General features: G+C 68.9%; 13 protein-coding genes. 9 read left to right on the top strand and 4 right to left on the bottom strand.

Annotation, left to right across the window (positions count from 1 at the left end; all coding sequences use genetic code 11):
• Positions 1–11 precede the first annotated feature (11 nt).
• The 3 genes from RSP45_RS03760 to RSP45_RS03770 are packed head-to-tail and all read left to right on the top strand — an operon-like array spanning position 12 to position 2,818.
• Positions 12–485, top strand: a complete 474-nt coding sequence (locus RSP45_RS03760) for an L-2-amino-thiazoline-4-carboxylic acid hydrolase (protein ID WP_415393267.1) — start codon at positions 12–14, stop codon at positions 483–485.
• Positions 486–494: 9 nt separating this feature from the next.
• Positions 495–1,667, top strand: a complete 1,173-nt coding sequence (locus tag RSP45_RS03765) for a M20 aminoacylase family protein (RefSeq protein WP_415393268.1) — start codon at positions 495–497, stop codon at positions 1,665–1,667.
• A gap of 2 nt (positions 1,668–1,669) precedes the next feature.
• Entirely contained in the window at positions 1,670–2,818 is a 1,149-nt protein-coding gene (locus RSP45_RS03770) for a PLP-dependent cysteine synthase family protein (protein WP_415393269.1), read from the top strand.
• 45 nt (positions 2,819–2,863) lie between these two features.
• Here RSP45_RS03770 and RSP45_RS03775 read toward each other — a convergent pair whose 3' ends face one another.
• Together RSP45_RS03775 and RSP45_RS03780 are read right to left on the bottom strand one after the other, a co-directional pair.
• Entirely contained in the window at positions 2,864–3,631 is a 768-nt protein-coding gene (locus RSP45_RS03775) for an SDR family oxidoreductase (protein WP_415393270.1), read from the bottom strand.
• A gap of 22 nt (positions 3,632–3,653) precedes the next feature.
• On the bottom strand, positions 3,654–4,340 hold the full coding sequence (locus RSP45_RS03780) for a GntR family transcriptional regulator (protein ID WP_073062183.1): 687 nt from the start codon (positions 4,338–4,340) through the stop codon (positions 3,654–3,656).
• A gap of 183 nt (positions 4,341–4,523) precedes the next feature.
• On the opposite strand from RSP45_RS03780, the gene RSP45_RS03785 reads away from it, so the two are divergent.
• From RSP45_RS03785 to RSP45_RS03805, 5 genes are read left to right on the top strand one after another with little or no spacing between them, the layout of a single operon-like run.
• Positions 4,524–5,762, top strand: a complete 1,239-nt coding sequence (locus RSP45_RS03785) for an ABC transporter substrate-binding protein (protein WP_415393271.1) — start codon at positions 4,524–4,526, stop codon at positions 5,760–5,762.
• A 60-nt stretch (positions 5,763–5,822) separates the two neighbouring features.
• The gene (locus RSP45_RS03790) at positions 5,823–6,701 is read left to right on the top strand and encodes a branched-chain amino acid ABC transporter permease (protein ID WP_073062190.1); all 879 of its coding nucleotides are present in this window, start codon (positions 5,823–5,825) and stop codon (positions 6,699–6,701) included.
• Positions 6,702–6,709: 8 nt separating this feature from the next.
• Positions 6,710–9,223, top strand: a complete 2,514-nt coding sequence (locus RSP45_RS03795; RefSeq protein ID WP_415393272.1) for an ATP-binding cassette domain-containing protein — start codon at positions 6,710–6,712, stop codon at positions 9,221–9,223.
• 8 nt (positions 9,224–9,231) lie between these two features.
• Complete coding sequence (locus tag RSP45_RS03800; RefSeq protein WP_415393273.1) at positions 9,232–10,167, top strand: 3-hydroxyacyl-CoA dehydrogenase; 936 nt, start codon at positions 9,232–9,234, stop codon at positions 10,165–10,167.
• 6 nt (positions 10,168–10,173) lie between these two features.
• Positions 10,174–11,109 carry a 3-keto-5-aminohexanoate cleavage protein gene (locus RSP45_RS03805; RefSeq protein ID WP_073062203.1) on the top strand — a complete coding sequence of 312 codons (936 nt, stop codon included), beginning with the start codon at positions 10,174–10,176 and terminating at the stop codon, positions 11,107–11,109.
• Between the two features lie 221 nt (positions 11,110–11,330).
• On the opposite strand, the gene miaB is transcribed toward RSP45_RS03805, so the two are convergent.
• Positions 11,331–12,638 carry a tRNA (N6-isopentenyl adenosine(37)-C2)-methylthiotransferase MiaB gene (gene miaB, locus RSP45_RS03810; protein ID WP_073062208.1) on the bottom strand — a complete coding sequence of 436 codons (1,308 nt, stop codon included), beginning with the start codon at positions 12,636–12,638 and terminating at the stop codon, positions 11,331–11,333.
• Positions 12,639–12,730: 92 nt separating this feature from the next.
• Positions 12,731–13,213, bottom strand: coding sequence for a DUF2380 domain-containing protein (locus RSP45_RS03815; RefSeq protein WP_415393274.1), 483 nt, complete (start codon positions 13,211–13,213; stop codon positions 12,731–12,733).
• A 184-nt stretch (positions 13,214–13,397) separates the two neighbouring features.
• Here RSP45_RS03815 and RSP45_RS03820 point away from each other — a divergent pair, with 184 nt between their 5' ends.
• A complete protein-coding gene (locus tag RSP45_RS03820) occupies positions 13,398–14,774 on the top strand; it encodes an aminotransferase (protein ID WP_415393275.1) in 1,377 nt (458 codons plus the stop codon).
• The last annotated feature ends 13 nt before the right edge of the window (positions 14,775–14,787 follow it).

Below are 14,787 nucleotides of genomic sequence, written 5' to 3' on the forward strand. Positions count from 1 at the left end.
AAGGCCAGCCAGTGAGCCAGCTTCCCATCATCGAGCGCCGCCGGATCGAGGCGCAGATCCTCAAGAACGTGCACGAGGTGCTCGAGACCCGCTACGGCACCGACACCGCCGACGAGATCATCGGCACCGCGGTGACGCAATCGGCGATCCAGCAGGGGCAGGCCTTTGCCGAAGAGCTGGGCCACACCCCCGATTTCCACGACTTCGCCGCGATCATGCCCAACTGGACCGCCGGCGGCTCGCTGGAGATCGAGATGCTGGGCGTGGACGACGAAAAGATGGAGTTCAACGTCACCCGCTGCCGCTATGCCGAGATGTATCGCGAAATGGGGGTGGGCCGGATCGGGCATCTGCTGTCCTGCAACCGCGATGGCGATTTCTGCATCGGCTACAACCCCGACATGAAACTGACCCGCAGCCAGACCATCATGCAGGGCGCCTCCCACTGCGATTTCCGCTATCGCATGGACACCAAGGAAGAATAGGAACCGAAAATGGCCGTCGAGAACTGGATTTCCGACCGTATCACCCAGCTGGTCGACTTCCGCCGCGACCTGCACCGCAACCCGGAACTGCTCTACGACCTGCCCCGCACCGCGGCGCGCGTGGCCGAGGCGCTGCGCGAGGCCGGGGTGGACGAGGTACACGAGGGCATCGGCCGCACCGGCGTGGTGGCGGTGATCCGCGGGCGCTCCAACCGCTCGGGCCGGACCATCGGCCTGCGCTCGGACATGGACGCGCTGCCGATCGTCGAGGCCACCGGCGCCGACTGGGCCTCGGAAGTGCCGGGCAAGATGCACGCCTGCGGCCATGACGGCCACACCGCCATGCTGCTGGGCGCCGCCATGGGGCTGGCGCAAAGCCGCAACTTCGACGGCACCGCAGTGCTGATCTTCCAGCCGGCCGAGGAAGGCGGCGCCGGCGCTCGCGCCATGATCGAGGACGGGCTGTTCCAGCGCTTTCCGGTGGACGAGGTCTACGGGATGCACAACCGCCCCGGCCTGCCCGTGGGCGAGTTCACCATCGCGCCGGGGCCGATCATGGGCTCGGTCGACATGTTCGACATCGAGATCACCGGCAAGGGCGGCCATGCGGCCCAGCCCGACCGCACCATCGACCCGATGCCGGTGATGGCGGCACTGATCCAGGGGTTGCAGACCATCGTGTCGCGCAATCTCGACCCGGTGGATTCGGCCGTGGTCTCGGTCACCCGCGTGCAGGCGGGCGACGCCTATAACGTGATCCCGCAGACGTTGGCGCTGGCCGGCACCGTGCGCACCCTGCGCGAGGAGGTCCGCGACCTGATCGAGGCGCGGATGGGCGAGATGGTGCAGGGCATCGCCGCCGCCTATGGTGCCACCGCGCGGCTGGACTATGGCCGCCACTATCCGGTCACGGTCAACCACGACGCGCATACCGAATACGCGGCGCTAGCGGCGGAAACCGTGGCGGGCGCGGGCCGGGTCCACCGCGATATGCCGCAGACGCTGGGGGGCGAGGATTTTTCCTTCATGCTGAACGAGGTGCCGGGCGCGATGATCAACATCGGCAACGGCGACAGCGCCGGGCTGCACCACCCCGCCTATGATTTCAACGACGATGCCATCGCCTGGGGCGTGTCCTACTGGACCGCGCTGGTGCGCAGCCGGCTACCGTTGCAGGAGTAACGATGCCCTCCCTTTTCTTCCCGGCCGACCCGGGCGCCGGTTCCGGCCCCGGTCCCGGCCTGCTGCCGGCGCTGCCTGAATGTCGCGACCGGGCCTGGGCGCGGCAGGCGGTGGCGGTGCTGTCGGGCGACAGCCACCGTTCCGCCGACACCCATCTGCTGAAGCCGATCTTTCCGGGGCTGCCGGGGATCTCGGTCTATCTCAAGGACGAAAGCACCCACCCGACCGGCAGTCTCAAGCACCGGCTGGCGCGCTCACTGTTCCTCTACGGGATCTGCAACGGCCGCATCCGCCGCGACACCGTGCTGGTCGAGGCGTCCTCGGGCTCGACCGCCGTGTCCGAGGCGTATTTCGCCCGGCTGCTGGGGCTGCGCTTCATCGCGGTGATGGCGCGCTCGACCAGCCCGTCCAAGATCGAGGCGATCACCAGTTTCGGCGGCGAATGTAGCTTCGTCGAGCACACCGGCGAGGTCTATGAGGTCGCGGCAAGGCTGGCCGCCAAGCATGGCGGCTATTACCTGGACCAGTTCACCCATGCCGAGCGGGCGACCGACTGGCGCGGCAACAACAACATCGCCGACAGCATCTTTCGCCAGATGGAGGGCGAGGAAGCCCCGGTCCCGGAGTGGATCGTCACCAGCGCCGGCACCGGCGGCACCGCCGCCACGCTGGGGCGCTATATCCGCTATCGCGGCTTTCGCACCCGGCTGTGCGTGGCCGATGTCGAGGGCTCGGCCTTCTACGACGCCTGGGCCACCGGCCGCGACGACACCGAGGCGCCGGGCTCTCGCATCGAGGGGATCGGGCGGCCGCGGGTTGAGCCGTCGTTCATTCCCAGCGTGATCGACCACATGATCCGGGTGCCCGACGCGGCCTCGATCGCCGCCGCGCATGTGCTGTCGGACCGGCTGTTCCGCCGGGTCGGCGGCTCGACCGGGACCAATTTCTTTGCGCTGTGCTGCGTGGCGGCGGCGATGATGGCCGAGGGTCAGGGCGGTTCGCTGGTCACGCTGATCTGCGACAGCGGCGACCGCTATGCCGACAGCTACTACAACCCCGAGTGGCTGGCGCGCGAGGACATCGACATCGCGCCGTGGCGGGCCGCGCTCGAGCGGTTCCTCGACCACGGCGGCACGCCGTTCCCCGAATGACGATCCCCCCGCCGCGGCACCTGCCCGCGGCGGGGTGTTTTCCGCTCAGCCCAGCCGGTCGGTGCCGCCGCAGACGGAAATCGCCTGCCCCGACATGGTGCGCCCCAGGGGGCTGGCCAGATACAGCACCTGATTGGCGATCTGCTGCGGGGTGACGTATTCGCGGATCGCGCTGTGGGAAAACGCCTCAGCCTCGATCTCGGCGAACGAGGCGCCGCGGGCCTGGGCGCGGGCTTCCATCACCCGGCGCTGGCGGTCGCCCGAGACGATCCCCGGCAGCACCGCGTTGACCCGGATGGAATCGCCGCCCAACTCGATCGCCAGCGATTTCGTCAGCCCGATCACCCCCCATTTCGCCGCCGCATAGGGGCTGCGCAGCGCGAACCCCAGCCGCCCGGCCAGCGACGAGAGGTTCACGATCGAGGGGTTGCCGCTTTTGCGCAGCAGCGGCACGGCGGCGGCGGCGGCCACGAAATGCGAGGTCAGGCAGATCGCCAGCGTGGCGTTCCACTGGTCCAGCGCCACATCCTCGACCCTGGCGGTCGGGCCGGCGATGCCGGCATTGTTGACCAGGCAGTCCAGCCCGCCCATCGCCGCCGCGGCATCCGCCACGAAGCCGCGCAGTGCCTCGGCATCGGCCACATCGACGCGGCGGGCGAACACCGCGTCGGGCAGCGTCGCCAGTGCCGATTCGTCGATGTCGCAGGTGGCGACCTGCGCCCCTTCGGCGAGGAACCCCTCGACGATGGCGCGGCCGATGCCGGCGGCGCCGGCGGTGACGATGACGCGGCTTCCGTTGAGATCCAGATTCATGGGCGGTTTCCCTGTTGAGAGGTCACGCAGGCAGGATGTCGCGCGACAGGATGAACTCGGCGGCCGAACGGATGTCGGCCTCGACCGCATCGGCGGCGGCCTGCGGGTCGCGGGCCTCGACCGCCTGCACCAACTGCCCGTGCAGGGCGCGCGACACCGCGGTGCGGCGGCGGCGGGTGTCCTGTTCCAGGTCCAGGTTGATGATCGGCCCGGCCTTCAGCCACAGCGCCCGAATCACCTCGACCAGCACGGCCGACCCCGCGGCCTCGTACAGCAGGAAATGCAGTTCCTTGTTGGCGCGGACCGAGGGCTTGGCGTCAGGGGCGCCCAGCGCCTGCGCGAATGCGGCATCGGCCTGGCGCAGCGCCGCGACCTGCGCGGGGGTGGCATGGCGTGCGGCCAGCGCGGCGGCGTGGGTCTCGTTGTGGACGCGCACCTCGGTCAGGTCGCGGAACTGGCCCCTGGTCAGCAGCGGCACCGCCACGGCGCGGTTGGGCAGCACCACCAGCGCCTGCTGCGCCACCAGCCGCGCCACCGCGTCGCGCACCGGCATCACCGACACCCCCAGCCGTTCGGCCAGCTCGCGCATCGGGATGCGGTCGTCGGGACGCAGCTCCCCCGACAGCAGCATTTCCGTCAGCGCATCATGGACCTGGCTCGCCAGAGAGGCGACCCGAAGCGGCGTTATCGTCTTATCCTGACTGGTCATTTCACCCTCGGCTTGCCCTAACTGTGATCTCAGATCGCGCGCAAGGCAAGGCCATAATATCTCGGGTCTATTTCGCAGTTGCAGCATGAATTTTTGATTGACGCAGGCGAAATCGGCTGCAACTGTGATCTCAGATCACGGCAGGACCGCGATCCACGAGATTTTCCTGGGGAGGAGAAATCCATGCTTCACCGCCGCCGGCTGCTTGCCGCCACCACCGCGCTGACCCTTGGGGCCGCGCTGTTGCCGCTGGGCGCTTTCGCGCAGGACGACGGGCCGATCCGCATCGGCCACCTGACGCCGCGCACCGGGTTCCTGGGCCCGCTGGGCGAATATGCGGTCATGGCCGCCGATCTTGCCGTCGAAGAGATCAACGCCGCCGGCGGGGTCAACGGCCGCATGATCGAGATCATCAAGGAGGACTCGGTCAACCCGCAGACCGCCTCGACCAAGGCCGAGCGCATGATCGAGCGCGACGAGGTGGTCGCCATCGTCGGCGAGATCAGCTCGGCCTCGGCGCTGACCATCTCGCAGGTCGCCGACCGCGCCCAGCGCCCGTTCATCAACACCGGCGCCAACTCGGACACGCTGCGCGGCAGCGACTGCAAGCGCTACATGTTCCACGTCGAGACGCAGAACGCGATGTACGTGAACGCCGAGGGCCAGTACCTGCAGAACGAAGGACTGGTCGACGGCAAGAACTGGTATCTGCTGACCGCCGACTATGCGTTCGGCCACGACCTGCTGAACGCGGCCAAGGCGTTCCTTGACCGCAGCAACGGCAATATCGCCGGCGACGACCTGGTGCCGACCGACGCCACCGATTTCTCGTCCTATCTGCTGAAGGTGCGCGAGGCGAAGCCCGATGTCGTGGTCTCGAACCTGGCCGGGACGCAGATCACCAGCTTCCTCAAGCAGTATACCGAGTTCGGGCTGGACGCGCCGGTCGGCGGCTTCGGCTTCGACACCGCCTCGGCCTGGGCCGCGGGGGGCGAGAACTTCAAGGGCACCTGGCCGACGGTCTGGACCCATCAGGTCGATACCGAACGCTCGCAGGCCTTCGTCAAGGCGTTCACCGACAAATACGGCAAGCCGCCGGAAAACCAGGCCTTCGGCGACTACACCGCGATGTATATCCTCAAGCAGGCGATCGAGGCGGTGGGCACCGACGGCGAGGCGCTGGTGGGCTATCTGGAGAACCCGGAAAACACCTTCGACGTGATGAAATCGCGTCCCGCCTATTTCAACCCCAAGAACCACCAGCTGATGCAAGAGGTCTACACGATCACGGCGCTGCCCCCGGGCGAGCAGCAGAACCAGTGGGACATCTTCACCACCTCGGCGCCGGTGCCGGCCGCCGACCAGCCGCTGGAGACGCTGATCGAGGCTGCCGTGGGGGGCGAATGCAGCTTCGGCGGCTGACCTGAAACCGCGGGGCGCGGCGGCGGCCGCGCTCCTTCCCTTTGCCGGAAGGGCCAAGCGATGAACCTGTTTCTCTTTGCCGCGCAGCTCCTGAACGGGCTGCTGGACGGCTTCTATTACCTGCTGATCGCGCTGGGGCTGTCGCTGATCTTTTCGCTGGGCGGGATCGTGAACCTGGCGCATGGGGCGTTCTATGCGCTGGGGGCCTATCTCGCGTTCCTGCTGACCCCGTATCTGGGGTTCTTTCCCGTGCTGGTCATCGTGCCGCTGCTGGTCGCGGGGCTGGGCATGGTGACCGAGCGGCTGCTGTTCACCCGCTTCTACAAGGCCGACCCGCTCTATTCGCTGCTGCTGACCTTTGGTCTGGCCATGGTGATCGAGCAGGCGCTGCGCTGGTATTTCGGCGCCTCGCCGCAGGCCTATTCCATGCCCTCGGTGCTGACCGGGCAGGTGTTCCTGGGCGATTTTGTTTATTCCCGCTACCGGCTGTTCCAGATCGCGGTGGCGATCGCGGTGGTGGCGGCGGTGTGGGTGCTGCTGAACCGCACCGCCTTTGGCCGCATCGTGCGCGCCGGCATCCAGAACCCCGACATCCTGGGCGCGATGGGGATTTCCCTGCGCCCCTATCTGTCGGCGGTGGCCGGCATCGGCATCGGGCTGGCGGGGCTGGCCGGGGTGCTGATGGCGCCGATCTATCCCGTGCACCCGGCGATGGGGGCCGAGATCCTGACCGCGGCCTTCGTCGTGGTGGTGATCGGGGGCCTCGGCTCGTTCTGGGGGGTGGTCGTGGCCGCGCTGCTGGTCGGGCTGGTCAAGGGCTTCATGATCGCCATCGGCCAGTCGGCGATGTCCATGGCCGCCATCTATCTGCTGATGTTCGTCGTGCTGCTGCTGCGTCCGCGCGGGCTGATGGGCGAACGCATCCTGCGTTTCGAATGAGGGGCTTCATGCGCATCCATCCCCTGCTGATCGCCGCCGCGGCGCTGGCCGCACTGCCCTTTGCGCTGCAATGGATCGGGCTGACCACGACCTCGGCCGTCGAGGTGGTGATCTTCGCCGTCGCCGCCATGGGGTTGAACCTGCTGTCGGGCTATACCGGGCTGGTCAGCTTCGGCCACGGCGCCTGGTTCGGCCTGGGCGCCTATGCCGCGGCACTGGCCGCGCGCGCCCTGCCCGGCCATGCCTTCTGGCTGCCGCTGGCCGCGGCGCTCGCGGTGTCGGCGGTGCTGGCGGCGGGGTTCGGCGTGCTGATGCTGCGCCGGCGTGGCGTCTATTTCTCGCTGATGACGCTGGCGCTGTCGGCGCTGGGGTTCACCATCGCCTTCCGCTGGACCGCGCTGACCGGCGGCGAAAACGGCCTGGGCGGGGTCGAGCGTCCTGCCTGGGGCGGCTTCGACCTGAACAACAACATGAACTTCTATATCGTCACCGCGCTGATCGCGCTGGCGGTGGCGTTCGGGCTGTGGCGGCTGGTCAACGCGCCGCTGGGCCGGGTGCTGGAAGCGATCCGCGAGAACCAGACCCGCGCCATGGCGCTGGGCTTCCCGGTGGTGCGCTACAAGCTGGCGGCCTTCGTCACCTCGGCCTCGGTCACGGCGCTGGCCGGCGCACTTCTGATGTTCAAGAACCGCATGACCTCGGCCGAGCCGATGTCGGTGGCGTTTTCGGGCGAGTTGCTGGCGATGGCCGTCATCGGCGGGATGCGCGGCTTCCTGGGGCCGGCGCTGGGGGCGCTGTTCTACGTGTTCTTCCGCGAATACCTGTCGATGTGGACGGAAAACTGGCTGTTCTGGTTCGGGCTGGTGTTCGTCGGCTTCGTGATGTTCGCGCCCGAGGGGCTGGTGGGCATCGGCCGGCAGGTGATGGCGCGGCTGCGCCCCGGCCCGACGCTGGCCGCGGCCATGGCCGACCGTCGCGCCACCGCCCTGCCCCTGCCCGCGATGCTGCGCCGCGACGGCGCGCCTGGGCCGGACGAGGTGCTGAAAGCCGACGAGATCGCCAAGAGCTTCGGCGGGCTCAAGGCCGTGGACGGGGTCAGCCTGACCGTGCGCGACCGCACCCTGCACGCGCTGATCGGGCCGAACGGCGCCGGCAAGACCACCGCCTTCAACCTGCTGACCGGGATGCTGCGCCCCGACGCCGGCCGGGTGACACTGGAAGGCGCCGAGATCGCCGGGCAAAGCGCCGACGAGATCGCCCGGCAGGGTATCGGCCGCTCGTTCCAGATCACCAGCCTGTTCCCGGAACTGACCGTGTTCGAGAACGTCCGCCTGGCGGTGCAATCCACCGACCCGCAGCGGATGAACGCCTGGCGCTCGGCCGCCGCGATCGAGCGGGTGAACGCGCAGGCGCGCGAGATCATCGAGTGGGTCGGGCTTGGCGGGATGGAAAGCGCCCGCGCGGGCTCGCTCTCCTACGGCGGGCAGCGGCTGCTGGACCTCGGGCTGGCGCTGGCCACCCGCCCGCGCATCCTGCTGGCGGACGAGCCGCTGGCCGGGCTGTCGGTCGCGGAACGCGAACGCGTGGGCAACCTGATCAAGCAGGTGTCGCAGGACGTACCGGTGCTGCTGGTCGAACACGACATCGACCGGGTGTTCAGCCTTGCCGACCACGTGACGGTGATGAACGAGGGCAAGGTGCTGCTGGACGGCGACGTGGCGGCGGCGCGCAGCTCGGGCAAGGTGCAGGAAATCTACATCGGCTCGGGCACCTCGGCGGTGGCGGCGACCGCCCATCACGGGCAGGCGGGCACGGAAACCCTGTGCCGGCTTGAGGGTGTGAACGTCCATTACGGCAAGAGCCACATCCTGCACGACGTTGGCTTCGACATCCGCAAGGGCGAGATCCTCGCGCTGTTGGGCCGCAACGGCGCCGGGAAATCGACGCTGCTCAAGGCGATGATCGGGATCGCGCCGGTCAGCTCGGGCACCATCACGCTGGACGGTCAGCAGATCTCCGGCCTGCCGCCCTCTGCCGTGGCGCGGGCGGGGGTGGGCTATGTGCCGCAGGGCCGCGGGCTGTTCGCCGGGATGACCGTGCGCGACAACCTGGAACTCGGCCGCATCCGCCGCCGCACCGGCGCCGGCACCCACTGGTCGGACGAGGAGATCCTGGAATATTTCCCCCGCCTCGCCGAACGGATGGAGACCGAGGCCGACCGCCTGTCGGGGGGCGAGCAGCAGATGGCGGCCGTGGCCCGGGCGCTGTCGGGCGACACCAAGATCCTGCTGCTGGACGAGCCCTTCGAGGGGCTGGCTCCCGCGGTCGTCGAACAGCTGTTCCGCACCTTCGACCGGCTGCGCGACCGGCTGTCCATCGTGATCGTGGACCACAACCTCGACCTGGCGCTGGCGCTGTCGGACCGCACGGTGGCGCTGGAACGCGGGCGCATCTTCCACGACGGCCCGTCGCGCGAACTGGCCGAGGATCTTGAATTGCGCCGCAAGGTGCTGTGGCTGTGAGAGAGGGAATGGACAACAAGGATATCATCGGCATCGTCGGCGCCGGGCTGATCGGCCGGGCCTGGACCTGCGTCTTTGCCCGCGCCGGGCACCAGGTGCAGCTGTGGGACCCCGACCCGACGCTGCGCGCCCAGATGCCCGAGCTGCTGCGCGCCATGCTGCTCGAGGCGGGCGACGACCCCGAAGCGGCCGCCCGCGTCACCACCTGCGACAGCATGGAGCAGGCGCTGAACGGGGTGGCGCTGGTGCAGGAAAGCGGCCCCGAGGTGCTGGAGATCAAGCGCGAGCTGTTCGCCCGCATGGACGCGGCGGCGGCGCCGGGGGTGATCCTCGCCTCGTCGTCCTCGGCGCTGGTCGCCTCGCAATTCGCGGTCGGGCTGGCGGGGGCGGGGCGCTGCATCGTCGCGCATCCGGTCAACCCGCCGCATGTGGTGCCGGTGGTCGAGCTCTGCCCCTCGCCCCAGACCGAACCCTGGGTGCTGCCGCGGGCCGAGGCGATCTATCGCGCCGCCGGGCAGGTGCCGGCGGTGCTGAACCGGGAAATCCCCGGCTTCGTGCTGAACCGGCTGCAGGCGGTGCTGCTGGCCGAGGCGCTGCGGCTGGTCGGCGAGGGGGTCTGCTCCGTGCGGGCGCTCGACGACACCATGCGTCACGGGCTGGGCCGGCGCTGGACGCTGATGGGGCCGCTGGAAACCGTCTCGCTGAACGCGCCGGCGGGGGTGCACGACTACATGCGCCGCTATGGCCCGACCATGGGGCGGCTGGCCGACGACGGCGCGGGGTCCGAGGCGTTTTCGGAACGTGCCGCCGCCATCGTCGCCGCCGCCTTCCCCGAGACCGATCCGCAGGCTATCCGTGACCGCACCGCCTGGCGCGACCGCGAGCTGGCGGCGCTGGACCGCCATCTTCGTTTCCGAACCGATTCCAAGACCGACAAGGACTGACCCATCATGGCCAAGACTCCCCGCAAGACGATCATCACCTGTGCCGTGACCGGCGCCATCCATACTCCGTCGATGTCGCCCCATCTGCCGGTGACCCCGTCCGAGATCGCCGAGGCCGCGATCGGCGCGGCCGAGGCCGGCGCCGCCATCGTCCACCTGCACGCCCGCAACCCGCAGGACGGCAGTCCCGACCAGTCGCCCGAGGCGTTCCTGCCCTTCCTGCAGGTCATCAAGCAGCGCTCGCCGGTGATCGTGAACCTGACCACCGGCGGCGCCCCCACCATGACCATCGAGGAGCGGATGCGCCCCGCCGCGACCTACCGCCCCGAGGTCGCCTCGATGAACATGGGCACCATGAACTTCGGCCTGTTCCCGATGCTCGACCGCTTCGAGGGCAAGCTGAAGCACGAATGGGAAAAGACCTATCTGGGCAACCGCGACATCGTGTTCCGCAACACCTTCGGCGACCTGGAAAAGGTGATGACGGACCTGGGCGCCAACGGCACGCGGTTCGAGTTCGAGTGCTACGACACCTCGCATCTCTACAACCTCAAGCATTTCTACGACCGCGGCATCGTCAAGGGACCGCTGTTCATCCAGACCGTGTTCGGGCTGATGGGCGGGATCGGCGCCCACCCCGACGACGTGATGCACATGAAGCGCACCGCTGACCGGCTGTTCGGCGACAACTATCGCTGGTCGGTGCTGGGCGCGGGCCGCAACCAGCTGCCGATCGCGGCGATGGCGGCGGCGATGGGCGGCCATGTCCGCGTCGGGCTGGAGGATTCGCTGTGGGCCGGGCCCGGCAAGCTGGCCGAGACCAATGCCCAGCAGGTGCGGCTGGTGCGCCAGATCATCGAAGGGCTGGGGCTGGAGATCGCCTCGCCGGAAGAGGCGCGCGAGATCCTGGACCTGAAAGGCACCGACGACCTCGGCTTCTGAGCGTTCTGCCGGCGGCACGGCCGGACCGGGGGCTGTCCGCCCCCGGACCCCCGAGGATATTTGCACAAGGAAGAATCCGCCCCCGACTATTCCCGCGGGCGAGGATTCGGGCGGTCGAAAATATCCTCGGGGGAAGAGGCCGCAGGCCTCGCGGGGGCAGACAGCCCCCGTCCGGCTGCGCCCACGGGGCGCAGCCGCGCCAGGTCTTCACAAGATCAGCGTCAGACCAGCTCGCCTTCAAGCGAGTTCGGCGCGCTGGCCTTGATCCGCACCTGCAGCAGCTCGCCCGGCGCCACCTCGGGCGCGTGGACGAAGACCGAGTGCAGATAGTCCGACTTGCCGACCATCTGCCCCGGCATCCGGCCGGGTTTCTCGAACAGCACCCCCAGGGTGCGCCCGACCATGGATTCCTGCGCGGCCTTCTGCTGGCGGTCCAGCAGCGCCTGCAGTTCCTGCAGCCGCGCGTCGGCGATTTCATCGGCAACCATCTCGCGCCCGAAGGCAGGTGTCCCGGGGCGCGGCGAATACTTGAAGCTGAAGGCGGTGCCGAAGCCGACCTGTTCCACCAGCCGCAGCGTGGCCGCGTGGTCCTGATCGCTTTCGCCGGGGAAGCCGACGATGAAGTCGCTGGTCAGCATGATGTCGGGCCGGGCGGCGCGGATGCGGTCGATCAGCCGCAGATACTGCTCGGCCGTGTGCTTGCGGTTCATCGCCTTGAGGATGCGGTCCGACCCCGACTGCACCGGCAGGTGCAGATAGGGCATCAGCTGCGGGATGTCGCGATGCGCCTCGATCAGGTCGTCACCCATGTCGTTGGGGTGGCTGGTGGTGTAGCGGATGCGGTCCAGCCCCTCGATCCCCGCCAGCTGCCGGATCAGCGCGCCGAAACCCTCGCCCCCCTCGCCGTGCCAGCCGTTGACGTTCTGGCCCAGCAGGGTGATCTCGCGCACGCCGCGCGCCACCAGGTCGCGCGCCTCGGCCATGATGCGGGCCATGGGGCGGCTGACCTCGGCCCCGCGGGTATAGGGGACCACGCAAAAGGCGCAGAATTTGTCGCAGCCCTCCTGCACGGTCAGGAAGGCCGCGGGCGCGCGGCGGGTGGCGCGGCGTTGCGGCAGGTGGTCGAACTTGTCCTCGGGCGGGAACTCGGTGTTCACGGCCGGGGCCTCGCCGCGCACCATGGCGGGCAGGTTGTGATAGGACTGCGGGCCCACGACCAGATCGACCAGCGGCGCGCGGCGGATGATCTCTTCGCCCTCGGCCTGCGCCACGCAGCCGGCGACCCCGATCTTGAGATCCGGGCGCGCGCCCTTCAGCGGCCGCAGCCGGCCCAGGTCGGAATACAGCTTCTCGGCCGCCTTCTCGCGGATATGGCAGGTGTTCAGCAGCACCATGTCGGCATCTTCGGCGCGGTCGGTCTGGACATAGCCCTCGGCGCCCATGGCCTCGGCCATGCGCTGGCTGTCATAGACGTTCATCTGGCAGCCGTAGGTCTTGATGAACAGCTTCTTCGGCGTCTGGTCGGTCATGGCGCGCCCTGCCCTTATGCTGGCCGCGATATGCCGGCCGGTCGAACCCGGCACATATAGCGGCCCGGGCGGGCCATGGGAACCCGCGCCGCTTAACGCAGGTCGCGGGCCAGGAAGCGGGCGGCGCGGGTCCAGCTGTCGTCGGAATCGCCGCGAAAGCTCAGGTCGCGCTGTGCGGTGACGGTCTCGGCCTTCGTGTCGACCAGCGTAGCGAAGCCCTGCATGATCAGCGTGCTGGTCTTGAGCACGACGACGAACAGCGCCCGCTCGGCGCCCTGGTCGCGGGCAAGGGCCACCAGACATTCCGGGGTTTCGGGCGAGCAGGCGGCAGCGACGGTGGCGGCGTCGATGCGGGCGATGCTGGCGCCCTGCCCGGCCGCCATTTCCTCGGCCAGCGTGGCGCCGAAATCCTCCAGCCGCGCCAGATGCGCCGCGCCCTGGTCCGCGGCCTCGCCCGAGGTGTCGAGGAACTTGACCGGCAGCAGCGCCACCACCTCGGCCGCTGCCGGTCCGGCGGTGAGGGCCGCAAGGGCAGCCACGCAGACAAGCGCACGGGTGCGAGACAGGGACATCATCCGCCCAGCCTGCCCGCGGCCGCCGCCCCGATCCAGCACTGCCGCCGGCACCCAAGACCAAGGGATGACCCGCGCCCGCCCGGCAGCCTGCCGGCGCGACCGGCCATTCTGCCGCCCCTTGCCGCGTTGAACCCGCGCCACGGCGGCGCTAGCCTGATCCCAACCAGAGAGAGGTGTTTGCATCATGGACGAGAAAAGCTGGTCGGCCCGCGCCGAAACCGTGTCGATGTTCGGCTTTACCGACCTGCCCAGCGTGGAGCGGCGCGGCACCATCGTGCTGACCCATGGCGAGGGGCCCTATGTCATCGACACCCAGGGGCGGCGCTGGCTGGATGCCAATTCGGGCCTGTGGAACATGGTCGCGGGCTTTGACCACAAGGGCCTGACCGAGGCCGCCAAGGCGCAATACGACCGCTTTCCCGGCTATCACGCATTCTTCGGGCGCATGTCCGACCAGACGGTGATGCTGTCCGAAAAGCTGGTTGAGGTCTCTCCCTTCGCGCGGGGCAAGGTCTTCTATACCAACTCGGGGTCCGAGGCGAACGACACCATGGTCAAGATGCTGTGGTTCCTGCACCGGGCCGAGGGCAACCCGAACCGCCGCAAGATCCTGACCCGCTGGAACGCCTATCACGGCGTCACCGCCGTGTCCGCCAGCATGACCGGCAAGCCCTATAACGAGGTGTTCGGCCTGCCGCTGCCCGGCTTCATCCACCTGACCTGCCCGCATTTCTGGCGCGAGGGCAAACCCGGCGAATCCGAGGCCGAGTTCGTCGCCCGCCTCGCCGCCGAGCTGGAGGAGGTGATCGCCCGCGAAGGCGCCGACACCATCGCCGGGTTCTTTGCCGAGCCGGTGCAGGGCGCGGGGGGCGTGATCCCGCCGGCGCAGGGGTATTTCCAGGCGCTGGTGCCGATCCTGAAGAAACACGGGATCCCGGTGATCTCGGACGAGGTGATCTGCGGGTTCGGCCGCACCGGCAATACCTGGGGTTGCGAGACCTATGGCTTTACCCCCGACGCGATCATCTCGTCCAAGAACCTGACCGCCGGGTTCTTCCCGATGGGGGCGGTGATCCTCGGCCCGGAGCTTTCGGACCGGCTCGACGCCGCCATCGCCCCGATCGAGGAGTTTCCGCACGGCTTCACCGCCTCGGGCCACCCGGTCGGCTGCGCCATCGCGCTGAAGGCGATCGACGTGGTGATGAACGAGGGGCTGGCGCAGAACGTCATCGACAAGGCCCCGCGGATGGAGGCCGGCCTGCGCGACATCATGCAGCGCCACGAGAACATCGGCGAGCTGCGCGGCGTCGGCTTCATGTGGGCGCTCGAGGCGGTGAAGGACGCCGAGACCCGCCAGCCCTTCCCGCCGCATCTCTCGGTCAGCGAGCGCATCGCCAACACCTGCACCGACCTGGGGCTGATCTGCCGGCCGCTGGGGCAGTCGATCGTGCTGTGCCCGCCCTTCATCCTGACCGACGCGCAGATGGACGAGATGTTCCAGAAGCTCGACCGCGCGCTGGAACAGGTGTTCGACGGGCTGCGCGCCGAGGGCGAGATCTGAGCTGCCGTTAAGG

This window comes from Paracoccus sp. SJTW-4, assembly GCF_047716885.1.
In the GTDB taxonomy this organism is placed as follows: Bacteria; Pseudomonadota; Alphaproteobacteria; order Rhodobacterales; family Rhodobacteraceae; genus Paracoccus; species Paracoccus solventivorans.